The organism is Nocardia sp. NPDC004278, from assembly GCF_053602975.1.
This window is the reverse complement of sequence record NZ_JBSGEQ010000007.1, coordinates 35,459-62,043: the sequence shown is the minus strand read 5'-3', so window position 1 is coordinate 62,043 and position 26,585 is coordinate 35,459. Positions and strand designations below refer to the sequence as shown.

25 protein-coding genes are annotated in these 26,585 nt (G+C 66.3%); 13 read left to right on the top strand and 12 right to left on the bottom strand.

Going from position 1 to position 26,585, the window contains the following annotated elements:
* Positions 1-14: 14 nt before the first annotated feature.
* Positions 15-2,642, bottom strand: a complete 2,628-nt coding sequence (gene pcrA, locus ACWEO2_RS13000; protein ID WP_452405487.1) for a DNA helicase PcrA — start codon at positions 2,640-2,642, stop codon at positions 15-17.
* 382 nt (positions 2,643-3,024) lie between these two features.
* Here pcrA and ACWEO2_RS12995 point away from each other — a divergent pair, with 382 nt between their 5' ends.
* Positions 3,025-3,318, top strand: coding sequence for a chorismate mutase (locus ACWEO2_RS12995; RefSeq protein ID WP_327093861.1), 294 nt, complete (start codon positions 3,025-3,027; stop codon positions 3,316-3,318).
* A gap of 304 nt (positions 3,319-3,622) precedes the next feature.
* On the opposite strand, the gene ACWEO2_RS12990 is transcribed toward ACWEO2_RS12995, so the two are convergent.
* Positions 3,623-5,077: an NAD-dependent succinate-semialdehyde dehydrogenase gene (locus ACWEO2_RS12990; RefSeq protein ID WP_452405486.1), complete on the bottom strand. Its 1,455-nt coding sequence runs from the start codon at positions 5,075-5,077 to the stop codon at positions 3,623-3,625.
* A 171-nt stretch (positions 5,078-5,248) separates the two neighbouring features.
* On the opposite strand from ACWEO2_RS12990, the gene pgi reads away from it, so the two are divergent.
* The gene (gene pgi, locus ACWEO2_RS12985; protein WP_452405485.1) at positions 5,249-6,886 is read left to right on the top strand and encodes a glucose-6-phosphate isomerase; all 1,638 of its coding nucleotides are present in this window, start codon (positions 5,249-5,251) and stop codon (positions 6,884-6,886) included.
* Positions 6,887-6,925: 39 nt separating this feature from the next.
* On the opposite strand, the gene ACWEO2_RS12980 is transcribed toward pgi, so the two are convergent.
* From ACWEO2_RS12980 to ACWEO2_RS12970, 3 genes are all read right to left on the bottom strand, one after another.
* A complete protein-coding gene (locus tag ACWEO2_RS12980; protein ID WP_452405484.1) occupies positions 6,926-7,348 on the bottom strand; it encodes an SRPBCC family protein in 423 nt (140 codons plus the stop codon).
* Positions 7,349-7,441: 93 nt separating this feature from the next.
* On the bottom strand, positions 7,442-8,122 hold the full coding sequence (locus ACWEO2_RS12975) for a nucleoside/nucleotide kinase family protein (RefSeq protein ID WP_452405483.1): 681 nt from the start codon (positions 8,120-8,122) through the stop codon (positions 7,442-7,444).
* 65 nt (positions 8,123-8,187) lie between these two features.
* A complete protein-coding gene (locus tag ACWEO2_RS12970; protein WP_452405482.1) occupies positions 8,188-9,126 on the bottom strand; it encodes a LysR family transcriptional regulator in 939 nt (312 codons plus the stop codon).
* Positions 9,127-9,197: 71 nt separating this feature from the next.
* Between ACWEO2_RS12970 and ACWEO2_RS12965 the strand changes: the two genes are divergently transcribed.
* The gene (locus tag ACWEO2_RS12965; protein ID WP_452405481.1) at positions 9,198-9,611 is read left to right on the top strand and encodes a nuclear transport factor 2 family protein; all 414 of its coding nucleotides are present in this window, start codon (positions 9,198-9,200) and stop codon (positions 9,609-9,611) included.
* Here the strand turns inward: ACWEO2_RS12965 and ACWEO2_RS12960 are convergent.
* On the bottom strand, positions 9,608-10,285 hold the full coding sequence (locus ACWEO2_RS12960) for a class I SAM-dependent methyltransferase (protein ID WP_452405480.1): 678 nt from the start codon (positions 10,283-10,285) through the stop codon (positions 9,608-9,610). The two genes, ACWEO2_RS12965 and ACWEO2_RS12960, sit on opposite strands and share 4 nt — an antisense overlap.
* A 74-nt stretch (positions 10,286-10,359) precedes the next feature.
* Here ACWEO2_RS12960 and ACWEO2_RS12955 point away from each other — a divergent pair, with 74 nt between their 5' ends.
* Together ACWEO2_RS12955 and ACWEO2_RS12950 are read left to right on the top strand one after the other, a co-directional pair.
* Positions 10,360-11,229 (top strand): helix-turn-helix transcriptional regulator, encoded by an 870-nt coding sequence (locus ACWEO2_RS12955; protein ID WP_452405479.1) that lies wholly within the window; start codon positions 10,360-10,362, stop codon positions 11,227-11,229.
* A 96-nt stretch (positions 11,230-11,325) separates the two neighbouring features.
* On the top strand, positions 11,326-11,574 hold the full coding sequence (locus ACWEO2_RS12950; protein ID WP_452405478.1) for a WXG100 family type VII secretion target: 249 nt from the start codon (positions 11,326-11,328) through the stop codon (positions 11,572-11,574).
* Here the strand turns inward: ACWEO2_RS12950 and ACWEO2_RS12945 are convergent.
* From ACWEO2_RS12945 to ACWEO2_RS12935, 3 genes are all read right to left on the bottom strand, one after another.
* A complete protein-coding gene (locus tag ACWEO2_RS12945) occupies positions 11,547-12,047 on the bottom strand; it encodes a GNAT family N-acetyltransferase (RefSeq protein ID WP_355176456.1) in 501 nt (166 codons plus the stop codon). The two genes, ACWEO2_RS12950 and ACWEO2_RS12945, sit on opposite strands and share 28 nt — an antisense overlap.
* A 192-nt stretch (positions 12,048-12,239) precedes the next feature.
* Positions 12,240-13,859, bottom strand: a complete 1,620-nt coding sequence (locus ACWEO2_RS12940; RefSeq protein ID WP_452405477.1) for an acyl-CoA dehydrogenase family protein — start codon at positions 13,857-13,859, stop codon at positions 12,240-12,242.
* Positions 13,846-14,475 (bottom strand): TetR/AcrR family transcriptional regulator, encoded by a 630-nt coding sequence (locus ACWEO2_RS12935; RefSeq protein ID WP_452405476.1) that lies wholly within the window; start codon positions 14,473-14,475, stop codon positions 13,846-13,848. Before ACWEO2_RS12935 ends, ACWEO2_RS12940 begins: the two co-directional genes overlap by 14 nt.
* Before the next feature lie 54 nt (positions 14,476-14,529).
* Between ACWEO2_RS12935 and ACWEO2_RS12930 the strand changes: the two genes are divergently transcribed.
* From ACWEO2_RS12930 to ACWEO2_RS12915, 4 genes are all read left to right on the top strand, one after another.
* Complete coding sequence (locus ACWEO2_RS12930) at positions 14,530-15,303, top strand: crotonase/enoyl-CoA hydratase family protein (protein ID WP_452405475.1); 774 nt, start codon at positions 14,530-14,532, stop codon at positions 15,301-15,303.
* Positions 15,304-16,294: 991 nt separating this feature from the next.
* Positions 16,295-17,107 (top strand): hypothetical protein, encoded by an 813-nt coding sequence (locus ACWEO2_RS12925; protein ID WP_452405474.1) that lies wholly within the window; start codon positions 16,295-16,297, stop codon positions 17,105-17,107.
* Between the two features lie 374 nt (positions 17,108-17,481).
* On the top strand, positions 17,482-17,874 hold the full coding sequence (locus tag ACWEO2_RS12920; protein ID WP_452405473.1) for a hypothetical protein: 393 nt from the start codon (positions 17,482-17,484) through the stop codon (positions 17,872-17,874).
* A gap of 15 nt (positions 17,875-17,889) precedes the next feature.
* Positions 17,890-20,499, top strand: coding sequence for an ATP-binding protein (locus ACWEO2_RS12915; protein WP_452405472.1), 2,610 nt, complete (start codon positions 17,890-17,892; stop codon positions 20,497-20,499).
* A 463-nt stretch (positions 20,500-20,962) separates the two neighbouring features.
* On the opposite strand, the gene ACWEO2_RS12910 is transcribed toward ACWEO2_RS12915, so the two are convergent.
* Complete coding sequence (locus ACWEO2_RS12910) at positions 20,963-21,274, bottom strand: hypothetical protein (protein WP_452405471.1); 312 nt, start codon at positions 21,272-21,274, stop codon at positions 20,963-20,965.
* Between the two features lie 481 nt (positions 21,275-21,755).
* On the opposite strand from ACWEO2_RS12910, the gene ACWEO2_RS12905 reads away from it, so the two are divergent.
* From ACWEO2_RS12905 to ACWEO2_RS12895, 3 genes are read left to right on the top strand one after another with little or no spacing between them, the layout of a single operon-like run.
* On the top strand, positions 21,756-22,661 hold the full coding sequence (locus ACWEO2_RS12905; RefSeq protein WP_452405470.1) for a helix-turn-helix domain-containing protein: 906 nt from the start codon (positions 21,756-21,758) through the stop codon (positions 22,659-22,661).
* The gene (locus ACWEO2_RS12900) at positions 22,658-22,864 is read left to right on the top strand and encodes a DUF397 domain-containing protein (protein ID WP_452405469.1); all 207 of its coding nucleotides are present in this window, start codon (positions 22,658-22,660) and stop codon (positions 22,862-22,864) included. The genes ACWEO2_RS12905 and ACWEO2_RS12900 overlap by 4 nt, the downstream gene beginning before the upstream one ends.
* A 34-nt stretch (positions 22,865-22,898) precedes the next feature.
* Positions 22,899-23,105, top strand: a complete 207-nt coding sequence (locus ACWEO2_RS12895; RefSeq protein WP_452405468.1) for a DUF397 domain-containing protein — start codon at positions 22,899-22,901, stop codon at positions 23,103-23,105.
* Positions 23,106-23,198: 93 nt separating this feature from the next.
* On the opposite strand, the gene ACWEO2_RS12890 is transcribed toward ACWEO2_RS12895, so the two are convergent.
* Complete coding sequence (locus ACWEO2_RS12890) at positions 23,199-23,891, bottom strand: pyridoxamine 5'-phosphate oxidase family protein (RefSeq protein ID WP_452405467.1); 693 nt, start codon at positions 23,889-23,891, stop codon at positions 23,199-23,201.
* Positions 23,892-23,972: 81 nt separating this feature from the next.
* On the opposite strand from ACWEO2_RS12890, the gene pdxR reads away from it, so the two are divergent.
* Entirely contained in the window at positions 23,973-25,436 is a 1,464-nt protein-coding gene (gene pdxR / locus ACWEO2_RS12885) for a MocR-like pyridoxine biosynthesis transcription factor PdxR (protein WP_452405466.1), read from the top strand.
* Here the strand turns inward: pdxR and ACWEO2_RS12880 are convergent.
* Complete coding sequence (locus tag ACWEO2_RS12880) at positions 25,370-26,491, bottom strand: lipase family protein (RefSeq protein ID WP_452405465.1); 1,122 nt, start codon at positions 26,489-26,491, stop codon at positions 25,370-25,372. The genes pdxR and ACWEO2_RS12880 overlap by 67 nt on opposite strands.
* Positions 26,492-26,585 lie beyond the last annotated feature (94 nt).

Here is a 26,585-nt window from a genome sequence, read left to right as displayed (position 1 = left end):
TGGACCGGACCGTGTCAGAGTTTGACCAAGGTGCGGCTGTATTGCGGGATGAGCCGGATTTTGCCTGCAGTGCCGAAATCGATGGTGACCGTCGCCAGGGGGCCGAAGCCCTCGGCGGCGACCACGCGGCCGAGACCGTATTTGTCATCGCTGACTCGGTCGCCAACGGCCAGTACGAGATTGGCGTTATTGCGGGTTGCGCCACCGGGGGCGGGGCGGCGTGGGCTGCGGTCGCTGACGCCGGGGCGCTGCTGGTTCCAGCCGTCACGGGTCCAGTCGTGTTCCAGACCGTCGTCATCGCCGCGGCGACGGATGCCGCGCGTCATTGGGGAGCCCTTGGGCTCCAACCGCTTCCATTCGATCAGGTGGGCCGGAATCTCTTGCAGGAAGCGCGATTCCGGATTCGAGACCGGCTGACCCCAGCCGGAGCGGACCACCGCGCGGCTGACGTAGAGCCGCTGCCTGGCCCGGGTGATGCCAACGTAGGCGAGGCGACGTTCCTCGGCCAGTTCGGTCGGATCGCCGAGCGCGCGCATATGCGGGAACTGGCCGTCCTCCCAACCGGTGACGAAGACGACCGGGAATTCCAGCCCCTTGGCGGTGTGCAGCGTCATCATGGTGACCACACCGGTGCCCTCATCGGGCAGCTGGTCACTATCGGCCACCAGCGACACCCGTTCCAGGAAGGCGGCCAGCGAACCCGGGTCGGGCTCGCCCTCGGCGACCTCGGGTACCAGCCCCTCCTGCCGGGCGGCCTCCGCATTGTTGTACGCCTCGGAGCTGAACTCCCGTGCGACGCTGACCAATTCGTTCAGATTGTCGAGACGGGCGCCGTCCTGCGGATCATCGGAGCCCTCCAGCTCGGCTCGGTAGCCGGTGCGGTCGAGCACTGCCTCGACCATATTGCCGAGATCCGGAAAGTCCTGATCGGCCTGTGCACCGGCCGCCCTGATCTCCTCCAGCAGATCGAGGAATCCGGCGATGGCGCGCTGCGAACGGGTATTCAGCAGCGCCACTTTGCCATCGGCGGCATCGCGAAGCGCCTCGGCGAAACCGATCCCCCGCTGCTCGGCGTGCACCGCGACACAGGCCTCGGCCCGATCGCCGATACCCCGGCGCGGGGTATTGAGGATGCGGCGCAGGCTCACCGTATCGTCGGGGTTGTCGAGCACCCGCAGGTACGCGACGATATCGCGCACCTCCTTGCGCTCGTAGAAGCGCACACCGCCGACCACCTTGTACGGCAGCCCCATCCGAATGAAGATCTCTTCCAGCGCGCGGGAATTGTTGTTGGTGCGGTAGAACACCGCGACATCGCTGTAGTTCGCATCGCCCGCGTCCACCAGCCGGTCGATCTCCCTGGCCACGAATGAGGCCTCGTCGTGCTCATTGTCGGCGACGTAGCCGGTGATCAGATCGCCCTCACCGGAATCGGTCCACAGCCGCTTGTCCCGACGGTTCTCATTGCGCGATATCACCGCATTGGCGGCGGAGAGGATGTGCTGGGTGGAGCGGTAGTTCTGTTCCAGCAGAATGGTTTCGGCATCCGGGAAGTCGCGTTCGAATTCCTCGATATTGCGGATGGTCGCGCCGCGGAAGGCATAGATGGACTGGTCGGCATCACCCACGACACACAGTTCGCTCGGCGCGACCGCATCGTCGGAGCGGTCCTCGGTGTGATGTCCGACCAGCTCGCGGACCAGGATGTACTGCGCGTGGTTGGTGTCCTGGTACTCATCGACCAGCACGTGCCGGAATCGGCGCCGGTAGTACTCGGCGACCTGCGGATGGTGCTGCAGCAGCGCCACCGTCTCGCCGATCAGATCATCGAAATCGAGCGCATTCGCCGAACGCAACCGGCGCTGATATTCGGTGTACACGCGGGCGACGAGTGCGGGCAGTTCGGTGTCGTCGGTTTCGGCGTCGGCGGTGGCCTGTTCCGGGCCGATGAGTTCGTTCTTCAAATTCGAGATGGCGGTGGCCAGCAGGCGCGCCGAATATTTCTTGACGTCGATATCGAAGTCGCGGCTGATCATGGTGAGCAACCGCCGGGAATCGTCGGCGTCGTAGATGGAGAAATTCGAATTCAGGCCGGGCACAAGGGCCGCCTGCATGCGCAGAATGCGGACGCAACTCGAGTGGAAGGTCGAGACCCACATGTTGTTCGCGCGCGGTCCGACCAGGCCGCCGACCCGCTCGCGCATTTCGGCGGCGGCCTTATTGGTGAAGGTGATGGCCAGGACCTGACCGGGCGTCACACCGCGAGCGGCGAGCAAATAGGCGATGCGCCTGGTCAGTACGGCGGTCTTGCCCGAACCCGCGCCCGCGACGATCAGCAGCGGCGTCCCGGTGTGCACGACCGCCGCGCGCTGCTGCGGATTGAGGCCATCGAGCAGTCGCTCGGCTTCCTCCGCGCGACGCTGCTCACGTTCGGCGCGGCGTTTTTCTTGTTCGACACGATGCTTGTCCTCGACGACACGCCGTGCCGGGTCATCGTCGGCGGGTTCCGGCGCGCCCGCCGCAGTCGGCACGGCAGCGTCGCCCAACTCCTCGGCACGAGCAGTGTCGACCTGTGGTTTCTGGGTTGGGTCCTGGTGCCGAGTCCGCCCGGCCTGCGTCTTGGGAGCCACCGTGATGTCCATCGTCCATCCACGCTACCGGCGGGCACCGACAGAGATGAAGTCCCCGTCGGCGTCGGTGACGATTCGGCGGCCGTGTGGCGAACGGCCGATGAACTGCCCCCGGTCAGCATGACCACCGCTAACCGGATGCCTCGTCACCAGATTCACAAAACGAAGTGTTTTGCATTGCTACGACCCCGTGGCAGACTGGCGACATGATCTGCGCGACCGTGATACATCCGATTCGGCTAATGGCCGGATATCGTGATCGCGGACTTAGTGCCTGAGCGCGCCGCCTGGGGGAGGATTGCAAGGCCCACCGGGTTTGTTTTGCACGGTGAAAGAACCGGGTAACGAGCTGGACTCACCAGCCGATCCATGTTCTGACACGAGGAGATGAATGATGAGCACCCCTGCCACGACGACCGGGTCCGATTCGGCTCTGCCCCATACCGAGGCCGAGATCGACAAGCTCCGCAAGGAGATCGACCAGCTCGACGCGGAAATCCTGGCCGCCATCAAGCGCCGCACCGAGATCTCCAGAATCATCGGCCGCACGCGCATGGCCTCCGGCGGCCCCCGCCTCGTACACAGTCGTGAGATGAAGGTGCTCGAGCGCTTCAGTGAACTCGGCCAGGAAGGCCACACCCTCGCCATGCTGCTGCTCCGCCTCGGCCGCGGCCGCCTCGGCCACTAGCCGCGTCTGACGCCGCGACACGCGGCCCGACCAGACCACGCGGCGCTCGCGAGACCGTCGCCTCCCCATGGCCGCCCCGGGTGATCACCCCCGGGGCGGTCGTTTCATATGTGGACTCGATGACCGGTGCAGTTCTCGGCTTCCCGGCGGTAGTGTGACGCGCGCCACCAGGCTGGGCGTAGCAACTGCAACAGATGCGGAAATCGATGCCGCAATCGAAAGCAGAAACATCCCGCGGCGGAGCCGTGGAGCCGAGACCAGCGGTGGTGCGCCGCCTTCCGACGCACCACCGCTGGGCAAGCGCTCAGGTAAGGGCGATGTACTTGGTGGACAGGTACTCTTCGATGCCCTCGATGCCGCCCTCGCGGCCGAAGCCCGATGCCTTGACGCCGCCGAAAGGCGCTGCTGGATCGGAGATTACGCCGCGGTTGACGCCCACCATGCCGGATTCCAGGCCCTCGGCGATGCGCAGGGCGCGGTCCAGGTCGCGGGTGTAGACGTAGCTCACCAGGCCGAATTCGGTGTTGTTGGCGGCGGCCAGACCTTCTTCCTCGGTTTCGAAGCCGACGATCGGGGCGACCGGGCCGAAGACTTCCTCGCGCAGGATCCGAGCATTCGCGGGGACCTGGCTCAGGATGGTCGCGGGGTAGAACCAGCCGGGACCGCCGGGCGCCTTGCCGCCGAGCCGGACCTGTGCGCCGACCGCTACCGCATCGTCGACCAGTTCGCTGACCGTGTTGAGCTGTTCCTCGTTGATCAGCGGGCCGAGCGTGGTGTTCGGATCGGCGCCCGGGCCGATCGTCACGCTGCTCGACATCGCCTCGACCAGTTTGGTGGTGAACTCCTCCAGCACACCGTTCTGCACATGGAAGCGGTTGGCCGCGGTGCACGCCTCGCCGCCGTTGCGCAACTTGGCCAGCATTGCGCCCTGCACAGCTGCATCGATATCGGCATCGTCGAAGACCACGAACGGCGCATTGCCACCGAGCTCCATCGAGGTGCGCAGCAGCCCGTTGGCCGACTGCTGCACCAGCTTCTTGCCGACCTCGGTCGAGCCGGTGAAGGTGAGCTTGCGCAGGCGCGGATCATCCAGCAGCGGCTTTGTCACGGCACCGGAATGGCTGGAGGTGATCACCGAGAGCACCCCGTCCGGCAGCCCCGCCTCGCTGCACAGCTTGGCCAGCGCCAACATGGTCAATGGTGTCGCCGAGGCGGGTTTGACGATCATCGTGCAGCCAGCGGCCAGTGCGGGGCCGATCTTGCGGGTGCCCATGGCCAGCGGGAAGTTCCACGGTGTGATGGCCAGGCATGGCCCGACCGGCTGCTTGTGCACCATGATCCGCCCGGTGCCGGACGGCGCGTGCAGGTAGCGCCCGTGCACGCGGACCGCCTCCTCGCTGAACCAGCGGAAGAATTCGGCGCCGTAGCGCACCTCATTACGGCTCTCCGGCAGCGCCTTACCCATTTCCAGGGTCATCAGCAGCGCGAATTCCTCGGCGCGTGCGGTCAACTGTTCGAAGACGCGGCGCAGGATCTCTCCGCGCGCCCGCGATGACGTCGCCGCCCACTCGGCCTGCACCGCAACGGCCGCATCCAGTGCGCGCACCGCGTCTTCCGGCGTCGCGTCGGCGACCTGGGTCAGCACCTGCCCATCGGCCGGATTGTGCACCGCGAAGGTGCCGCCCCCGGTGGCGTCGACGGGACCGCCGATCCACAACTGCGTCGGTACGGATTGGAGTACTTCACGTTCGGACACCATGAACCTCAGCCTAGGCCGCGCGCTCGCGCCTCACCCGGGACTCATCGATGCGAAATCGCCGACCTTTGCGCGGCCCACAAGCGATCCCCATAAGCAACCAGTAGGGCAACATCACCGAAAGTATGCGGTCCTTGCCTGCGTACCTGATCGAGTGCTTGTAACCTCGCGGACGTGAGCAGCGACATCGCCGCATCGGCGGCCTGGCGGAAACTGCACGAGCATCACAGCGCCGTCGCAGGACGACACCTGCGCGAATTCTTCGCCGAAGATCCCGACCGCGGCCGCGAGCTGATCGTCCGAGTCGGCGATCTGCACATCGACTACAGCAAGCATCGCGTCACGCGGGAAACCCTGCATCTGCTGGTCGAATTGGCGCACGAGGCCGGTGTGGGCGAGCGACGCGACGCGATGTTCCGCGGCGACCACATCAATACCTCCGAAGACCGCGCGGTCGAACATATCGCGCTGCGGCTGCCCGAGGGCGAGTCGGTCACCGTGGACGGTGCCGATGCGGGCGCCGAGGTGCGCGAGGTGCTGCGGCGGATGGGTGAATTCACCGACGCGGTGCGCTCGGGCGCCTGGCGCGGCGCCACCGGCGAACGCATCGAGACCGTGGTGAATATCGGCATCGGCGGCTCGGATCTCGGCCCGGATATGGTGCACCGGGCACTGCGGCACTACGCCGATGCCGGGATCGGCGCCCGATTCGTCTCCAATGTCGACCCGGCCGATCTGGTCGCGAAGCTCGACGGACTCGATCCGGCGACAACGCTGTTCATCGTTGCCTCCAAGACCTTCTCGACGCTGGAGACGCTGACCAATGCCACCGCCGCCCGACGCTGGCTGGTCGCCGCGCTCGGCTCGGAGGCCGTCGCCAAGCATTTCGTCGCGGTCTCGACCAATGCCGAGCGGGTCGCCGAATTCGGTATCGACACCGCGAATATGTTCGGCTTCTGGGATTGGGTCGGCGGTCGCTACTCGGTGGATTCGGCCATCGGCCTGTCCGTGATGGCGACCATCGGCAAGGAGCGCTTCGCCGAATTCCTGGCCGGAATGCATGCCGTGGACCGGCATTTCGCGACCGCGCCGCTGGCCGAGAACGGACCGGTGCTGCTCGGTCTGCTCGGCATCTGGTACTCGAACTTCTTCGGCGCGGAATCGCGTGCGGTACTGCCCTATTCGAACGATCTGGCGCGCTTTCCGGCCTATCTGCAGCAGCTCACGATGGAATCGAACGGCAAGTCGGTGCGCGCCGACGGTACGCCGGTGCCCACCTCGACCGGCGAAATCTTCTGGGGTGAACCGGGAACCAACGGCCAGCACGCGTTCTACCAGCTGCTGCACCAGGGCACCCGGCTGATCCCCGCCGATTTCATCGGATTCGCCCGTCCCACCGACGATCTGCCCACCCGCGACGGGACCGGCAGCATGCACGACATCCTGATGAGCAATCTGTTCGCGCAGACCAAGGTGCTCGCCTTCGGCAAGACCGCCGAGGAGATCGCGGCCGAGGGCACCGACCCGAAGGTGGTGCCGCACAAGGTGATGCCGGGAAATCGGCCGAGCACAACCATTCTCGCGCCGCAGCTGACCCCGGCCACCGTCGGTCAGCTGATCGCACTCTACGAACACCAGGTCTTCGTGGAGGGCACCATCTGGGGTATCGATAGCTTCGACCAGTGGGGCGTCGAACTGGGCAAACAGCAGGCGCTGGCGCTGGCGCCGCTGCTGACCTCTGCGGAAGCGCCGCCGTCCCAGGGCGACTCGTCCACCGACGCCCTCATCGGCTGGTACCGCGACCACCGCTGATCCCATGGTGGCCGACCGGACCGGTCGGCCACCGCCAGTTCAGCCCAGTGCCTGTGCCGTCTTGATCAGGGCGGCAACGATATCCGGGAAGTCGGCGGTGATACCCGGGCCGATTTCGGGGCCCACGGTGTCGGCGGCATCGCCGATGATCTCGGTCCGGTAGACGACGCGGGTAAAGCCCTCGCCCGCGGGCTCGAGGCGGTGTTCGGTGACGACGGTGAAATCGCCGCCGTCCATTTCATCGGTGAACAGCTCGCCCGGCTCGACCTCCACCAGACGCAGCCGCACCGTATCGCCGTCGGGCAGCGTCATCGTGAACCTGGTGCCGACCTCGAACGGGCCGTCGATATCGATCTCGTCGACACCGTCGTTCCACTCCGGCCAGGCCTCCATATCCGACCAGCACCGCCATAGCGCCTCCGATGCGACCGCAGTTTCGGCGCTGTATTCGTACTCCCACATCCCGCTTGCTCCCAGATACGTCGACACGAACTATCGAGCGAGATCATGTCACTCCCAGCGGGATTCGGCGATGCGGAGTCGGTGCCGCGAGTGTTATCCCTCGGCGGCGTAGTAGCGGCCGCCGCGCTGGCGCAGCACCAGGTCGGCACCGTCCCGGGTGCCCGCGATCAGGTCGGCATTGCGTAGATCGCTGTCGTGCACCTTGATTTTCGCGGCGTCCGCGCTCCGCCCGCCGCGGATGTGGCGGCGCAGCAGGCGTTGTTCGATGACCTCGCGTTCCACGTCCAGGTACCAGACCTCGTCGAGCAGGTCGCGCACGCCCGACCAGGCGCCCTCGTCCAGCAGCAGGTAATTGCCCTCGGTAATAGCGATCTCGTGCCGGTCGAAGACGACACCGGCCGGGGTCGGTTCCTCGATGGCGCGGTCGAAGGTCGGCCACGGCACCGGCTCGCCGATCGAAGTATCGCGCAGGCGGCGCAGGGCGTCCAGATAGGCGGTGACATCGAAGGTATGCGGCTCGCCCTTGCGCTCCAGGTCATTCGTCGTGCGCAGCACGGCATTCGGTAGGTGGAAGCCGTCCATCGGCGCGATCTCGGCGCACATCCGACCGGCGCGGTTGTTCAGTTCATCGCGAATCGACTTGGACAGTGTGGATTTACCCGCGCCCGGCGGGCCCGCGATGCCGAGCACATAACGTCGGGCGCAGCCCGTCGCCCGGATCCGCAGATGCGCGACGAGCGAGCGCAACGGCATTTCGACGGAAGTCCGTGTCATCGAAACAACCCTACTCAGGCTGCGGCCGCCCGCCGTGAATTTGGGCGTATGGCTATGTAAGTCGGCTATCGAAGTCGCTGTCGGACTTCGGCGGCGAGATCGGCGGCGGCATCGCGCAGGGCTTCGATGAAGATCTGTCGCGGCTCGGCGTCGCGCTGTTGATTGTCCTCAATGCCTGGCCGAGCCTTCGAGACATGGACGACGGAGGTGGTTCGTACCGCGGCGGGATGATCGATGCGGACCAGGGCAATGCCCTGCGGCAGTACCGATACCGCGATTCCGGGGACCACGGTAATGCCCATACCTGCCGCGACCAGCCCGAGTTTGGCGAACCAGTCGCGCGCGACGAAGGCGATCTCCGGCTCCCAGGTGGCGTCGGTCCACGCGCCGAGCAGGGTGCTGCTCGGGTCGGGGCTGCCCGCGATCCAGCGCGCGCCGCGCAGCTGCTCGGGCGTGACACTCACACGATTTGCCAGCTCATGGTCCGGCGAGACTGCGATGAGCAGCGGGTCGTCCAGCAGTGGCTCGATCTCGGTATCCGCGGGCAGATTTCGAGTCTCGGTCACCACCGCCAGGTCCAGTCGCCCGCGCGCGACCGCGGACCGCAGCCGCGGACTGGTGCCTTCGCGCAACGGCACCCGCGCGAGGCGCGGCGCGGTGGCGGCAATGGCCCTTGGCACCAGTGCCGCCATGGCGGTCGAGAACGCGCCGACCCGAAGGGTGGCGGGCGGACGCGCGGTCAGGTCGTCGAGTTCCTGGCGAACGGATCCGAGACCGCCGAGCACGGTTTCGGCATGGCGCAGCACGATCCGTCCGGCCTCGGTCACCTGGACGCCCCGCGCATACCGCTCGAACAGTGCCCGGCCCGCGGCCTGTTCCATGAGCGCGATCTGCCGGGATACCGCCGACTGCGTATATCCCAGATGCTCCGCGGCGGTCGAGAACGATCCGCACCTCGCGGCCTCGCGCACCACGCGCAACCCGACGATCGTGAACTCACCCATGCGGTTTGCTCATATCAACCATGCAAGACTCGCGCTTGTCGCATGTCTCGACACTACCTAGCGTCGCAGGTATGAGCGCAACCGAGAACAAGAAACTGGTCGAGCGGATCTTCGACGAGATGTCCCGGGGCAATACCCGGGCGATGGCCGAGGCCATGGCCAACGACTTCCGCTGGATCTTCCCCGGAAACTGGTCCTGGTCGCAGACCTGGGAACCGAAGGCCGTTGTGCTGAACGAACTCCTGCGGCCGCTGATGACCCAGTTCACCGAATACCGCAGTGCGGCCGAATTCATCATTGCCGAAGACGACCGCGTGGTGGCCCAGGTGCGCGGCCATGGCAGGACCACCAGCGGTGAGCCGTACGAGCAGACCTACTGCTTTATTTTCCGGGTCGCCGACGGTCGGCTCACTGAGGTGATCGAGCACTGCGACACCGCGCTCGTCGAACGGGTGCTGCAACCGCTCTCGCCTGGCACCAGTTAGATCGGGCGGATCCCGCGGTAGAAGGTGACGCGGCCCAGTCGGCGGTGGCGTTGGGACGCGACCACGGCACTGTCGAAGCCGACGGAGCGCAACAGTTGGGGAATGCCATCGCCGAGGTTGTCGGCGGCGTGCTCGTTGTGCAGCATCAGCCGGGCGACCAGGCCGTCGTCCGAGGTGACGGCACCGCCGACATCGACAATGTGCACGCTGCCACCGGGGCGCAGCACCCGCAGCACCTCGGCCAGCGCGGCTGTTTTGATGTCGGTCTCCAGGTGGTGCAGCATCATCGCCGACAGCACCCGGTCGAACTCGCCTTCCGCATAGGGCAGTTCCTGAGCGTAGGCACGTTCGAAGCGAATGCCGCTCAGCCCGTGTGCTTTTCGTTCGGCGCGGGCCAGTGCGAGTGGATCGGGATCGGAGCCGATCAGCTCGGCGGCGGGCTGGGCGCGTTTGGCGCGAATCGTCAGATTTCCGGTGCCGCAGCCGATTTCCAGGACACGCTGGCCGGGCGCGAGTTCGGCCTGCGCGACGAGGGTTTCGTGGAGTTTGTGCATGCCGAGCAGCCGGGTGAGCAGATCGTAGCCGGGGAGCAGTGCGTCACGGCCCGCTGCGGGCAGGTAGTCGTGCCGGTTGCCCATGGCATGGATGACAGAATGTGGATGATCTTTGGTCATGATTCTCATGGTGCCCGCAGATACAGCGGCAGAATTGGGTGATCATCGGCAGAATTAGGACTATTTTCGGTGCTATGACCGAGGCCACCCGGATGATCAGGCACCGCGACGGCGTTCCGGTGTACGACTATCGGACCGACCAGGTCACGCCGCCGATATCGCTGATGCGATTCGGTGAACACCACGCGCCCGGCAATGGCACTCCGCATATTCACGAATTTCCGGTGCTGCTGTACGTCCGGCCCACCGGAGTGGTGTACGTGGTCGCGGCGGGTCAGGTGATCAAGGCCGCCACCGTGGGCGAGTTCGATGGCGCCGTCGGAGTGTTCTTCGATCCCGCGATGCTCGGCGATGCCGCACGGACGCCTTGGCCGGCCTGGCGCGCGCATCCGCTGCTGTTCCCCTTCCTGCACCAACATTCGGGTGGGGTACTGGAGCTGTCGGTACCGGTGCCGCGCAGGCCGCTGTGGGACAACGCGATCGCCGCCATCGATGCCGAATTGACGCAGCGGCAGGAGGGCTACCGCGAGGCCGCGACCGCACATCTGACGCTGCTGCTCATCGACCTCGCGCGACTGGCCGCCGATGTGGTGGGTGATCTGCGGCGCAGCGGTGAACCGCTGCTCGCCGAGGTATTCGAGGTGATCGACCAGCGGCATACCGCACCGCTATCGCTGCGCGATGTGGCGCACGCGGTCGGCATGACGCCGGGACACCTCACCACCGTGGTGCGCCGCCGCACCGGGCGCACCGTGCAGGCCTGGATCACCGAACGGCGAATGGCCGAGGCACGCCGACTGCTGGCCGATACCGATCTGCCGGTCGGTGAGATCGCCCGCCGCGTCGGCGTGCCCGATCCGGGCTATTTCACCCGATTGTTCCGGCGCAACCATGGTCTGTCGCCCCGGCAATGGCGCGACGGGCCCGACGCCCTCGCCCACTGACGCCGGAGACTGGCCGAGCGGAACTACGGCGGTGGATTCGAGCTGAGGGGTGGTGTAGCTTATCGGTGTACTTGGTTTCGTGGGGGGAGGGTGATTGTGGCGCAACCGAATTCGGGGAATGGGACGTTCGACGTCGTTCCGGCCGAGGTGACCGACGCTGGTCGGTATGTGCAGTTGACCGCGGAGGAATTGGTCAACGGAGTCCGTTCCCTCGATGTCGAGATCACCAGGCTGCTGGACAATTGGACCGGCAGTTCGGCAACCGCCTACCGCGCTGGTTGGGACGAAACACGACAGGGTGCGGAAACACCGCCCTCTCAGTCCAGTTTCTTTTCGAACCAGTGATCTGCCAGCGGGTCGTCGCCGTAGGGCGGAATCTCGGCGTACCCGTGCTTGGAGTAGAGGGCGCGGGCCTCCACGAGATCCTTGCGTGTAGTGAGGCGGATTGCGTGTGCGCCGAGTTCGCGGGCGGCGAGTTCCGCCGAGCCCAGTAATTCGGCGGCGCCGCCGTCGCCGCGTGCATCGGGGCGGACGAACATGCGTGTCAGCTCGAGAGTCTGCGCATCGAGGCGGCGCAGGCCGACGCAGCCGACGGCCTCGCCGCTTCGGCGTGCGAGTAGCAGCAAGCCGGTCGGCGGGGCCAGGTCGTCGCTGTCGTGGCCATCGGCGAGGTGCCGGTCGATCTCCGCCTCATCGGTAGGACGGCAGTAGTAGCGGCTGATCATCTCGGCCAGATAGAGCCGGAGGATGGTGGCCGCCTCGGGCGAACGCGGCTCGGCGGGCTCGACCGCCCACCGAGCAGACCTGTTCCCTGTCACGGGATCATTCTCTCCCGATGTCAATCGAATTGTGTTCCTGGCCAGCGGTTTTCCTTTCCGTTTCGGTAAGTGAGCTGACGTCTCGTCAAGCAACGTACGGTAGGTAATCCGGAAGTCGGATGCACCGAACAGGTGCCGCACCCCCTGGGTGCGATGGTAGGTGGCGCGCAACCGCTTCGGCTGGCCCGGGCACTAGACAAGGGCGCGGGCGATGATGGCCGCGGTGTCCACACCGGTGGGCAGGGTGCCGAACGCGATACCCCAGTCGTCGCCGAGGCGGGTGGCGCAGAAGGCGTCGGCCACCGCCGGGTGGCCGTGGCGGACCAGCTGCGCACCCTGTAGCACCAGGGCCATGAGCTCGACGACGCGGCGGGCGCGGTATTCGATTTCGTCGAGGTCGGACAGTTCCTTGCCGACCCGGGCGATGGCGTCGTCGAGCCGGGGGTCGGCACCCGCCGCGAGCGAGACCTCGTTGAAGAATGCCTCCACGGTTTCGGGCTGGCGGCCCATGGCGCGCAGGGCGTCCAGGGCGGCCACATTGCCGGAGCCTTCCCAGATCGACATCAGCGGAGCCTCGCGATAGAGCCGCGGCATACCGGATTCCTCGGCATAGCCGTTGCCGCCGAAGCATTCCAGGGCCTCGGCCGCATGCGACGGGGCGCGCTTGCAGACCCAGTACTTGGTGACCGCCAAGGCGATTCGACGCAGCGCGGCCTCGGCGGGATCGGTGCTCGCCCGGTCGGTGGCACCGGCCAGGCGCATCATGACCGTGGTTGCGGCGTCGGATTCGATAATGAGGTCGGCCAGCACATTGCGCATCGCGGGCTGATCGATCAGCTTGGCCCCGAACACTTCGCGGTGCCGGGCGTGGTGGGCGGCGTAGACGGCGCCCATGCGCATGCCGACAGCGGAGCCGATGACACAGTCCAGACGGGTCATATTGACCATTTCGATAATGGTCTTGACGCCCGCGCCCTCCGCGCCGACCAGCCAGCCGGTGGCGTTCTCGTATTCGATCTCCGAGGAGGCATTGGACTTGTTGCCGAGCTTGTCCTTGAGCCGTTGGATCCGAATGGGATTGCGGGTGTCGTCCGGCAGGACGCGCGGCAGCAGGAAGCAGGACAGGCCGCCGGGGGCCTGGGCCAGGGTGAGGAACATATCCGACATGGGCGCCGAGGTGAACCACTTGTGCCCGACGATGCGGTAGCTGCCATCGGGTTGCGGTGTCGCGGTGGTGGTGTTGGCCCGGACGTCGGAGCCGCCCTGCTTCTCGGTCATCGACATGCCCGCGATGAGACCGGCCTTGGTAGACGGTTCACGCAGGCCGAAATCGTAAGTGCGGGAACCGAGTAGCGGTTCGTACTTGGCGGCGAGCTCGCTATTGTGGCGCAGCGCGGGCACCACGGCGTAGGTCATCGAGATCGGGCACATATGTCCGGCTTCGGCCGCGCCCCAGGTGTATAACTTGGCGGCGCGGGCGGCGTGGGCGCCCGGCCGGTCGTCGAGCCAGGGCGCGCCGTGCAGTCCGTGTGCCACCGCGACTTTCATGAGTTCGTGCCAGTACGGATGGAATTCGACCTCGTCGATGCGGTTGCCGTAGCGGTCGTGGGTGTGCAGGACCGGCGGGTATTCGTTGGCGAGACGACCCCACTCCTGTGCTTCGAATCCGCCCGCGAGCGTGCCGAGTTCGCGCACTTCCGGCTCGGCCCAGCCCGCGCCTTCCCGGCGCAGCCCCTCCAGCAGGGCCGGGTTCTTCGAGACATCGAAGGGCACGATGTTCGGAACCTGGTTGAAGACTTCATGCGTCGGCATCGGACACTCCTGAGTGGGATTCATCGCGCGCACCGAGCGCGCGTAATGCGAACCTGATGACTTCGGGCACAACGGATTCGCTGTGCGGTGCGTCGGCCAGCGGGCCGACCAGGACCTCGCCGATGGCGCCGACCAGTGCGGCCGCACTGGTCCTGGCATCCTGTGCGGGCAGTTCGCCGCGCGAAACCCCGTCCGCCACAGCGGATTCGAAGGCCTCGGCGAAGGCGCGGCGGAAGTGCAGGCGCTCGGTGTCGACCACCGCATCGACGGGTTCGACGAGCAGGACGTAGGCGAGTTTCGGATTCTTCAGCGCCCGGCCCGCGAAGGTCTCCACCGCGGCGCTCACCCGCTCGACGGCGCTTCCGCTGGCGGCGGCGGTCGCCACCGCGGTCACCTCGTGCGCGACCACCTTCCGGAACACTGCGCTGACCAGGTCGGCCTTGCCGCTGAAGTTCTTGTAGACCGTTCCGGTGGCCAATCCGGCCTCGGCGGCGACCGCCGCCATGGACAGTCCGGCATAGCCTGCCCGGGACAGCACCTTGGTCGCGGCCTGCACGATCAGCCCCGCCTGCGCATCCAGGCGGGCCTGGACAGCGGGGGTTCTGCGGTAGGCCACACAAGAAGTGAACCACAAATTCATTTCTTCACACAAGGCCACCCCGGACGGCGTATGGTCGTGCTCGTGAGTGTGCGAATCGAACGCAACGGACCTGTGACCACCGTGATCCTGCACCGTCCCGAGGCACGCAATGCGGTCGACGGCCCGACCGCCGCGGCCCTGGCCGACGCATTCCGCGAATTCGATGCCGACCCGGATGCGGCGGTCGCGGTGCTGTGGGGCGAGGGCGGCACCTTCTGCGCGGGTGCGGACCTGAAGGGTTTGGGCACCGAGCGCTCCAATCAGGTCACCGAGGACGGCGACGGCCCGATGGGACCGACCCGCATGCGGCTGTCCAAGCCGGTGATCGCCGCGGTCTCCGGATATGCGGTCGCGGGTGGGCTGGAGCTGGCACTGTGGTGCGATATGCGAGTTGCCGAGCAGGACAGCACATTCGGCGTGTTCTGCCGCCGCTGGGGTGTACCGCTGATCGACGGCGGCACCATCCGGCTGCCGCGCATTATCGGCACTGGTCGCGCCATGGATTTGATTCTCACCGGCCGGGCCGTCGCCGCGCCGGAGGCACTGCAGATCGGACTGGTCAATCGGGTGGTGCCGAATGGCCAAGCACGCAGCGCCGCCGAACAACTCGCCGCCGAACTGGCCGCACTGCCACAGACCTGCCTGCGCTCGGACCGGATGTCGCTGCTGGAACAGGACGGCATGGACGAGCAGACCGCCCTGCACAACGAGTACCAGCACGGTCTGCGCGCCCTCGCCGACGGAGCTTTGGATGGTGCCCAGCGATTCGCGGCCGGTGCGGGTCGCCACGGCGCGCGTAGCTGAGGGAGCGAGCCCGACGGTGACGGGGCGCCTGAGCGTCGTCGACGAGATCTTCCTGCGCACGCATCGCGGGCTCGGCACCCCGATCGCGCTACAGGGGTTGTGGCGCACCGCTGATCGCGTCGATCCGGAGTTGCTGTGGCGGGTGCACGCGGCGCTGCGGGGTGGTCCGTTGGGGCGCAGGGTGATTCGGTCGCGGGTACCGGGCGCGCGCCGCAGTTGGCGACCGAACAGCCGCGCGTATCCACTCGAGTTCACCGAGGGCACGGTCGCTCACGCGGATCTGCTCACATGGGCCGACCAGCAGGGCGCGAACCTCGATCCCGAATACGGTCCGGGTTGGCGACTATCCGCCGCCGCATTGGATGATGGCGGATCGATTGTGGCGCTGACCTGTTCGCATGCGCTCGCCGACGGCAGGGCGCTAGTGCTCGCGGTGGACGCTGCGCTTGGTGGCACGAGCTTGACCGCATCACCAGCGCGGAGCGGGGGTTTGTTCGCGAAATCCACTGCACCAGAACCAGATGGCTCCGACATCGCGCCAACGGCTGGAAGCGCGGGCAGGTCGAGTGCGATCGACGCGATCGCAACTCCCAACACCGACGCGGCGACATCCGCTGCACCGGAATCGAATCGCTCTCCCGCCACACCAACAGTCGACGGCGCGTCGGGACGATCGAGTGCGAGCGACGCGATGGCAACTCCCAATTCCGACGCGGCGACATCCGCTGCACCGGAATCGAATCGCTCTCCCGCCACACCAACAGACGACGGCGCGTCGGGACGATCGAGTGCGAGCGACGCGATGGCAACTCCCAATTCCGACGCGGCGACATCCGCTACACCGGAATCGAATCGCCCTCCCGCCACACCAACAGACGACGGCGCGTCGGGACGATCGAGTGCGAGCGAACCGATAGCGACATCCCCTTCTGCGGTGACGTCCACTGCACCGGAATCAGACCGGTCCGATAGCGCGCGCAAACCTGCCCGCATGGATCGGACAGCCGAGGTTCGCGCTCCGGAATCGGATTGGTCCGATGCGTGGCGGCAGTGGTCGATCGTGGTGCGCGGCACTGTCCGCGCCCTACGTCACGGGATCCCGGACCGTCCGGCTCGCGAACGCGGGCCGGCGATCAATGCGCGCACGCGGGTGCAGGCCGCGCCGACGCACAGCGTCATCGTGCAATGTCCGGCGGCCGACTGGGAGCAGGCCGCCACGGCACAGGGCGGGACGGCCAATAGCCTGTTCATCGCGCTGATCGCGAAAATGCTATGGGCCAGCGGATTTCCCGGCCCGACCATCGATGCCAGCCTCCCGGTCGACACCCGCGACGAGCCGCGCGTCGATAACGATCTCGCGATGACCGAGATCAGTATCGATCGCGCCGATACTCCGGCCACGATCCGCGAGAAGTCCCGAATCGCCTACGAGCGCCGCATGTCCAGCCCCGGCGGGATACCGGAGGAACTGCTGCAGGTGATTCCGGACCGCTGGGCCTACGCACTATCCAAGGGCGCAGGTGAGCGAGACATCCTGTGCTCCAACATCGGAACCCTCCCCGACTCCCTGCGCGCCCTCGGCCCGCACCGCTGCACCGGCGTCGCCGCCCGCGCCATCCACCCCGGCCTCACCGCAGACCACCTCCCCCGCACCCGCCTATCGGGCTACCTGTGCCGCATCGCCGACACCTACACCCTCGCCATCGTCAGCCTCGCCCCCGACCAGATCGACACCCCCGATACCCTCCGTACCCTGGTCCACGCGACCACCGCCGCCCTCTGCCTACCGACCACCATGTGGTGACTCACCCGTCCGCATCCTCAGCAAGTGCCCCGGCCAAACCCCGCTGCTCGCCGAGCGTAGTGATATGGCGCTGTGGTCGACCACCATTCGAAGACCTCCCTGTTGTTGTGACTCCCACCTATATGTAGCGGCGGCAAGGAACGGTAAGGAGCCTGTTTCCGTCCGTTCCCAGGTCTAGCTGGCCGGGTGTTCCCAGGTTCTCGTGGCGGCTACGTACTTGATCTTTGACTGGTGGGATTGAACGATTTCGTTTCCGGTTCGCGGCAGCGATCCCCGACCGGCCTCTAAAAAAACCAGCCGGTCACCTTGGTTCGGCTGCGGCGGTGTTGTGCGCGGCATAGGCTTGGTGGTGGTCTCGGGGTGAGCAGATCGGGGTGGAAATGGTCGAACCGGTTTCTCTGGGTATCGCGGCGGCGGCACTGCTGGCATCGAAGTTCGGGGAAGGACTGGCCAAGGACGCCGGCTCCAGCAGTTGGCGCGCCCTCACCCACCTGCGCGAGTTCATCGGCGAGAAATTCGGCCGCGGTCCCGAAACCACCACGGCTCTAGCCGAGTTGGAGCGCGACCCCACCCCGGAGAACCAGGTGGCCGCAGCCGAGGTGATCACCGCCGCCGCGCGCACCGATCCGGGCTTCGCGGTCGCACTGCAACAGTTGGTGGACGCCGCACGCCAGGACACGACGATCGACATGTTCGTCGCCCACGCCTACGACCAGGCGAAACAGGTCAACATTCGCGGCGACAACACCGGCACCATCAATCTCTGATCACAGGAGAGTTCGGTGACCGGCGATCGGAACGAAGATGAAGCCCCTGCGGTGTACGTCGCCACCGGCAAGTCGCGGCAAGCCAACATACGCGACAACTTCGGCCTCGTCGATATGTCGACGCACCATGAGGCTCCGCCACCCCCACCGCCAGTGGTGACGGCTGCGCTGCGCCGCGATGAGGTCACTTTCATCGGCCGTGACCGTGAGTTGGAGCGGATCCTGGCGGCAGCGGGGCCAGGGCGGGTGGTGTCGATCCACACCATCGACGGCATGGCCGGGGTCGGGAAGACCGCCCTGGCAACCCGCGCCGCCCACGAGTTGAAACCCCGGTTCCCCGACGGGCAGTACTTTGTGGAGCTGCACGCCCACACCCCGGGCCAGCCACCCACCGACCCTTCTGACGTGCTGGCCAGGTTGCTGACCGGGCTGGGTATCGATCCCCGGTATCTGCCCGACACCCTGACCGGGCGGCGGGACCTGTGGCGCGATCGGCTGGCGGGCAAGCGGGTGTTGCTGGTGCTCGACGATGCCCGCGACCACACCCAGATCGAACCCCTCCTCCCCACCGGGAACGAGTGCCTGACCTTGGTGACCAGCCGCCGGCGCCTGATCGCGCTGGACGCCGCGCTCCCAATGGCGCTGGACATCCTCGACCCCGACCCCGCTATCGAACTGTTCACCAGCCTGGCCCACCGCACACCCGGCACCGATGGGGACCGCGATGCGGTCGTCGAGATCGTGCGGTTGTGCGGGTATCTGCCGTTGGCGATCGTGCTGCTGGCCGGGCGCCTCGCGCATCACCCCGCCTGGAGCGTCGCCGGGCTGGCCGACGAGTTCGCGGCCGCGACCGATCGGCTGGCCGAACTTGATGTCGGTGACCGCGCGGTGCGCGCGGCGTTCACCCTGTCCTACCGGGACCTGCCGATCGAGCGGCAGCTACTGTTCCAACGGTTGGGGTTGCATCCCGGGCCCGACACCGACGTCGGCGCCGCGGCGGCACTGGCCGACATTCCGCTCCAGGTGGCGCGGCGGGAGCTGGAGTCGCTGTACACCGACCACCTGCTCGACGAAACCGCCCCTGGCCGGTACCGGTTGCACGACCTACTACGCGCCTACGCTCGCACTCTCACCACCACCGACCCCACCAGCGACAACGATCAGGCCGTGGACCGCTTGCTGGACTACTACCAGGCCGCCGCCATCAGCGCCGACCGGTGGCTGGCCAGCCGCACCTACCCCACCACCCTCCAGGGGGAGGTAGTTCGGGAGTTCGGCAACGAGGTACAGGCGTTGCTGTGGATGCGGACCGAACGCGCCAACCTGCTGGCCTGCCTCGACCACGCCGCCACCTGCCAACCCCGCCGAGTCATCGACCTCACCGGTTCGCTGGCTGGCTTCCTCGACCGCGACGGGTCGTGGTCACAAGCGGTTGACCTCCACCATCGTGCCCTCACCGCAGCCCGCCACGTCGCCGATCGGCTCGGCGAAGCCAACGCCCTCAGCAACCTGGGTATCGTGCGCCGGAGAGCAGGGGATTACGACGAAGCCACCGACCTACAGCAGCAGGCACAGGCCATCTACCGCGAGATCGGCAACCGGCTCGGCGAAGCCAACGCCCTCGGCAACCTCGGCTGTGTGCGCGAGGAAACCGGGGATTACGACGAAGCCACCGACCTACAGGAGCAGGCACAGGCCATCTACCGCGAGATCGGCAACCGGCTCGGCGAAGCCAACGCCCTCGGCAACCTGGGTTGCGTGCGCGAGGAAACCGGGGACTACGACGAAGCCACCGACCTGTATCAGCAGGCACAAGCCATCTACCGCGAGATCGGCAACCGGTCCGGCGAAGCCAACACCCTCAACAACCTCGGCATCGTGCGCTGGAAAACCGGGGATTACGACGAAGCCATCGACCTGTATCAGCAGGCACAGGCCATCTACCGCGAGATCGGCAACCGGCTCGGCGAAGCCAACGCCCTCGGCAACCTCGGCATCGTGCGCAAGAGCACCGGGGATTACGACGAAGCCATCGACCTGTATCAGCAGGCACAGGCCATCTACTGCGAGATCGGTCACCGGCTCGGCGAAGCCAACGCCCTCGGCAACCTCGGCTGTGTGTGTGAGGAAACCGGGGACTACGACGAAGCCACCGATCTACAGCAGCAGGCACTGGCCATCTTCCGTGAGATCGGTCACCGGCTCGGCGAAGCCCGCGCCCTCGGCAACCTCGGCAGTATCCGTGCGGAAACCGGGGACTACGACGAAGCCACCGATCTACAGCAGCAGGCACTGACCATCTACCGCAACCTCAACAACCGCCTCGGCCAAGCTATGAAGCTGAACAGCCTTGGACGAGTACTGCTCGCCACCGGCGGACCAGGCCAGGCGTTGACAGTCTTCACCAAAGCTCTGCGATTGGCCTGCGAGATCGGAAGCCGTATCGAACAGGCTCGCGCCTTCGACGGTGCCGCTCACTGCCGGGCTGACACCGGTGACATCCCCACAGCCAGGAGCGACATGCGCGCCGCTGTCGAGATCTACCAGCACCTCGGCGTCCCGGAAGCCGCCAACGCCGCCGCGTATCTCGCCGAGCTCGAAGCCCGTCCGCCAGTCCTGGGCTGAAGTATGGAATGTGGGGACAGCCGCGCCACATCCCACCCCGCCTGCGCGGCGCACAAGCAGCGTTCTGGTTACACGGCGGGCGGCTGAACCCGCCGAACTGGCCCTTGTCGCGGTCAAATGAAAGAGCCCAGTTCAGCGCCATCACACGGTGATTCGGCATCCCGCTGAATTCTCGATTACGAATCTCACGCAGGTCAGCCATACTCGTGCGAGCGACGTCCGGCCGAATGTCGAGGATTCGCGACACTTGAATACGCGACCCCGCCAGTCCGGACCAGCTAGTCACTGGGCCAACCGTCTTCGCCGATTTCGATCACATTGCCGTCCGATGTGTGATGTTTCGGAGCGCTGTCAGTCGGGGCCAGTTCGAGCTTTCGCATGGTGTCCTCGTGGAATATCGCAAGGAGATCCCTTACCGAGGGCGCTATTTCGCCACTCCATGGCCGAAGTCCGAACATCGCGTTCACATCCCCGCTTGCGCGGAAGGGAGATCCGACATGTTCAGTAGCGCGGACCAGTATTCCTCGCGAACCGCGTCCCACAGGTCGCCGTGCTGGGGCAGCAGTTCGCGGGCGTCGACCAGATCGGGATCAGCGTCGAACATGATCGTTCCGGGCTGCACTCCGGGCAGCGGCGTTCGCGACGGCAGGCGATATGCGGTGAACGCCTCGCCGCAGAGCTGAACACGAAGTATGCGAGCAGCGCGGTTGACGAGCCGCCACACCGCGACCTTCCCAGCTGGTATCTGCGTGGTGCGCAACGGATTCGACCTCATCGCTGCCTCACGATCCAAATCGCTGAACCCGATGTGGGACAGGGCATCTCGGCGCTTAGCCGTTCGAGAGGTACCCACGCTCGGAGGGCTTCGAGGTAGCGCTCGACTACCTCGGTTGGCACATCGCAGTAGACCCTGTGCTGTGGTCCAAGGAACGCGGCTCGCTGTGGAAGTTCTCGGCTCGGCATGTACCGACCTCCGTGAGTCGATGGCTGTTGGGTGCACCCGGTCCCCGAGACCCCTGATCCGTACCCGGGTGGGAGTGATCCCGATGACGAGGAAGACCATCCCGGACCGGATGCGGAACGAAGGAAAGCAGCTGATCAGCCCGTTTGGGTCATCCACGAGGCGATCCAGGAAAACTGCCACATTTTCCCTGTGGGTGGTCCAGGCTGTCCGACGGGAGTGATCCACGAGTGAGTTGACGTATGACCCAGATTCAGCACTAGGCGTGATCCACCGACCGGGGAGAAATGTACTGATGGCAAAGAGTAAGGGTGTCAGCGAGCCGCCAGCAGCCGAGCCGACAGTCGGCGTGCCGCATCGACAGCTTGGCCGCTATCTGCGCGACATGCGTCAGGGGTCGGGCCTGTCGATCCGGCTGGCGTGCAAGGCAATTGGCAAAGGCGCTGGAACGCTACAACGGCTCGAGACCGGCGCGGCACCGCTGATCCACGACGAAGTCCTCCAAGCGCTGTGCCTGCTGTACGACCGTCCGGACATGGTCGAAGTACTCAAAGCTCTTGCACGCCAAGGCCGAGAACCCAACTGGTGGCATCAGTACGGCGACCTCCTGCCAGAGAACTTCAACGTCTACGTCGGGTTGGAAGCTGCCGCCGAAGAGCTGAGGATCTACCGGCCGGACTTGGTCCCTGGTCTGTTCCAAACCGCGGACTACGCCCTCGCGCTCGATAAGTTGTACTTCATCGACGACACCCACAACGAACTCCAGCGGCGCATCCGAGTCAGGCGAGAACGGCAGAATCTCATTACGCGCCGGGTGTCCCCGATCAAAGCGGACCTCGTGCTCGACGAAGCTGTTTTACGGCGCATGGTCGGTGGTCCGAAGGTGATGGCCGCGCAACTCCGACACCTCGCCGACCTGCCGTCCAACGTCACGGTCCGCATCCTGCCGAACTCGGCAGCGTTCCCGTTGGGCATTTCCACCGGCCCGTTCATCATTCTCGACTTCGGCGTCGACGGTAAGGGCCAGCCGCTAGAGCCGACCACAATCTACGTCGAAAGCTACACCGGGGACATGTATCTGGAGCGCCCCAAGAGCGTCCGACAATATCGACGGGCGTTCGGGGAGATACACCGGGTAGCGTTGAACCCAATGGAGAGCAAGCACCTGCTCAGGCAGGTAGCAAAGGAGTTCATGCCGTGAAGATCGATCTGACCGGGGCTAAGTGGTTCAAGAGCAGTCGCAGCGCAGGCGGGAAAGAATGCGTCGAGGTTGCACACCTGAGCGGTGGCTTTGTCGGCGTGCGTGACTCCAAGAATCCGACCGGCCCCGCACTCGTCTTCACCCCCGGCGAATGGGATGCGTTCATCGGCGGCGCTCGCGACGGCGAGTTCGACCGGAAGTAAGGCGACGTCAACCAGGCAGCAAGGAGTTCATGCCGTGAAAATCGATCTGACTGGGGCACAGTGGTTCAAGAGCACCCACAGCGCCGGCGACTCTGAGTGCGTGGAAGTCGCGTTCTTCGATGGGGGCATGGTCGGGGTTCGGGATTCGAAGAATCCGGCTGACCCCGGACTCGTCTTCACCTCTGGCGAATGGGACACCTTCACCGCGGGGGTTAACGACGGCGAGTTCAACCGCCCGTAAGTTCTTCGCGAGAAAGACGATCAGGCCCGATCCGCTCGTTTGGATCGGGCCTTTCGTATCCGCAGGACCACGTGCCCGGCATGATCGGAACGATCACGAGGTGGTGACCGAGGCGATGCCGAGTCGATCGAGCACATCCTGCGGCACCTCGACGCCCGGCTCCAGATCATCCGAAGAGATTGGGGCGTCCCAGATCTGACGCATGGGCAGCACGCCCGCCCACACACCGCCGGTCTCGATATCGGCGGCATCGTCCTTCGGACCGCCGGTCCGGACCTTGACCGAGGCCTCGGTCAGATCGAGGGCGAGCACCATCGTGGCGGCCATTTCCTTCTTGTTCGGCCACCGCACCCGATCCCATGCCCCGGGCGCGGCGTGTTCGACGATTACCCGCAGCGCGTGCATGCACTCATCGGTGTCGGTGAGTTCGACCGCACGGCCGCGCACCACCGCCGAGCGGAAGTTCGCGGAGAAGTGCATGGCCGAGCGGGCGTAGACGATGCCGTCGACCAGGGTGACGGCGATGGAGATATCACCGGTCAGCGCCGCCCGCAGATTTCCGGCACCGGTCGAGCCGTGCAGATACAGCGTGTCGCCGTCGCGGCCGTAGACGGTCGGGAGCACCACCGGGCTGTCGCCGAGCAGCACGCCGAGGTGGCAGACGAGTCCGGCGTCGAGGACTGCGTCGAGTTCGGCCCGGTCGGTCCGGCCGCGCTCTTTGGAGCGGGTCAGGGTGGTGCGCGCGGTCGGCGAAAGTGGCGGCCGAGAGTTGATCGACTTCGTCATACTTCTAGCGTGGAGGTGAAAGTGGCATTCTGAAATAGCCAATTCATGGAAATTTGAACAGTCCAATTTTGGGAGGTGGCGATGCTGGACGAACTTCCACTGATTCTCGACCGCGACGCTGACCAGCCATTATCGGTGCAAGTCGCGGAGGGTCTGCGGGCCGCGGCGAGCTCCGGCCTGCTGCGCGCGGATGACCGGCTGCCCTCCTCGCGCTCGCTCGCCCAGCGCCTCGGTGTCAGCCGCACGGTGGTCGCTGCGGCCTACGACCAATTGCATGCGGAGGGCTGGATCGCGAGCCGCCGCGGTTCGGGCACCTACCTGACGACCGCCCCCATCGAAGCGCCCGCCCGGCCGAGTCCGCGCGCTACTGCCGAGCACCCGCCGGAACTGCTCGACCTCGGCCCGGGTGCACCATGCATCGAAGCGATCGATCAGGCGGCCTGGCGACGCGCCTGGCGCGCGGCCGCGGACGACTCCCCCATCGTGCGCAAGGACCGCGGCGGCGAACCGGACTATCGCGCGGCGGTCGCCGAACATCTGCTGCGCCACCGCGGTCTCGGCGCGGGCAGCAAGACCGTGGTGCTCGCGACGGCCGGAACCAGTTCTGCCGTAGTCGAATTCGCGGCCGCACTGCTGCGCCCCGGCGACACCATCGCCATGGAGGATCCCGGCTACCAGCGCGCGGCGGGCGCATTCCTCGCGGCTGGTGTCCGGGTGGTCCCGGTGCCGATCGATGCCGACGGTCTGCGCGTCGACCGACTGCCGGACGGTATCAAGGCCGTGTACTGCACTCCGGCACACCAATTTCCACTCGGTACTCGCATGCAGGCGGCACGTCGCGTACAACTCGTCGAATTCGCCAGGCGCGCGGGCGTACTCATCATCGAGGACGATTACGACGGCGAATTGCGCTACGACACTGCTCCTTTGCCGTTGCTGGCCGCCATGGCCCCGGACGTCGTCGTCCATCTCGGCACCACGAGCAAGATCTTCTCGCCGACCTTGGGCATCGGCTGGCTCGTCGCCGCCCCGGATATCACCGAAGCCGTTGTCGCGCACCGCGAACGAACCGGCACCGGCCCGAGCCCCGCCGGCCAACGAGTACTCGCCGAATTCGCCCGCCACGGCGATCTCGCGCGACACCTGCGCCGACTGCGCCGTACAGTGGCCCCGCGCCGAGCCCTCGTCGTGGACGAACTACGCCGCCGCGGACTCGAAATACTCGGCGACGACGCCGGTTCACACGTGGTGGTGCCACTGGATTCGGCCGAAGCCGAACAGCGTGCCGTGGCCGTGGGTCGAGCGCGCGGTGTGGCGCTCGACGGATTGTCGCGCCACCACCTTGCGGCACAACAACATCCACTCGCCACGGCAGCTGGTCCGCATACCTTCGGAATCGCCCTCGGCTACACCGCACTGAGCTGGAACGAGCTGAACAGCGCCATTCCGATTGCCGGAGCCTGCCTGCAGTCTCAGGTTCAGCCGAACAGTCGGGCGACGAACGGCATGCTGTCCGGTAGCGAACCCGCGACGGTCGCGCTGTGATCCAGGCCGGGATAGATATGCACCTCGGGCCGGACGCCATTGGCCTGCAGGTCGGCGATCAGCTTCGCGGTCAACGGCGCGGGCACATCGGTGTCATTGGTGCCCTGGCCGATGAACAGCGGGCGGTCGTATCCGGTCATCGGCACATCCATTATCGGACGTGCGGTCGCGGCGAAGTCGCCGTCCGAAAGCGGCCGGGAGAACAGCTGATTCAGGGTGACGCCCTCGGCGCGCTGGGCCAGGGGTGTGAAGCACAGCGTCTGGGCCGCGTCGACCAATTCCTTGCCGACGGGGGTGAGGTAGCTGTCCAGGTCGAAGTCCGGGCGCGCCGCCTTCAACCCGTTCATCACATATGTCGCGTAGGCGGTCAGGTGCGACGACTGGATGTTCGGTGTCGACGGGCCGACCAACGTGGACGCGTCGACGATATTCGAAGCGGGTCCGGTGGCTACCGCACCGCGATAGTCCAGCTCCGGACCATATTTCGTGGCCAGCGACGCGGTGAACACCGTCGCCCCGCCGCCCTGGGACTGACCGATGGCCACCCATTTCGACGAAAGCGAGTCGTCGACGGCGCGGGCGGCGCGCACCATATCGATCGCGGCATGCGCCTCGGCGCGACCATCGAGATAGGCGTGCACTCCGGGTGTGCCCAGTCCGATGTAATCGGTGGCCACGACGGCATAGCCCTGCCGCAGCCAGGTGGCCAGATAGTTCTTGTCGCGGTCGGAGCGGCCCGCCGTCGACGGGGCGCAGTCATCGCCGACGCCGGCGGTTCCGTGTTCCCATGACAGCACCGGCCAGCCGCCGGGTGGGGGCGTACCCACTGGGAGGAAGATCGCGCCGGTCGATTGGGCGGGGCGGTCGTCGGAGTCGCGCGTCCAGTAGGTGAGTCGCCGCGCGGATCCGGTGCCGTCGAGCCAGAGGTCCGATGGCAGTGTCTGGTCGCGCACCACCGTTCCCGGCGCCGGTCCGGCCGGATCCGCCTGGACGGTCGCGGCCAAGGAGCCGGTCAGGATGGCCGCCGTGGCCAGGGTGATCAGAGTGCGACGCATCGACACTTCCTATCGCTCAGAGCTGCTGTCTCAATGAGACACTTTAACCAGACTAAGCTAGAAAGTGTCACTTTGAGACAGATATATTCGGGAG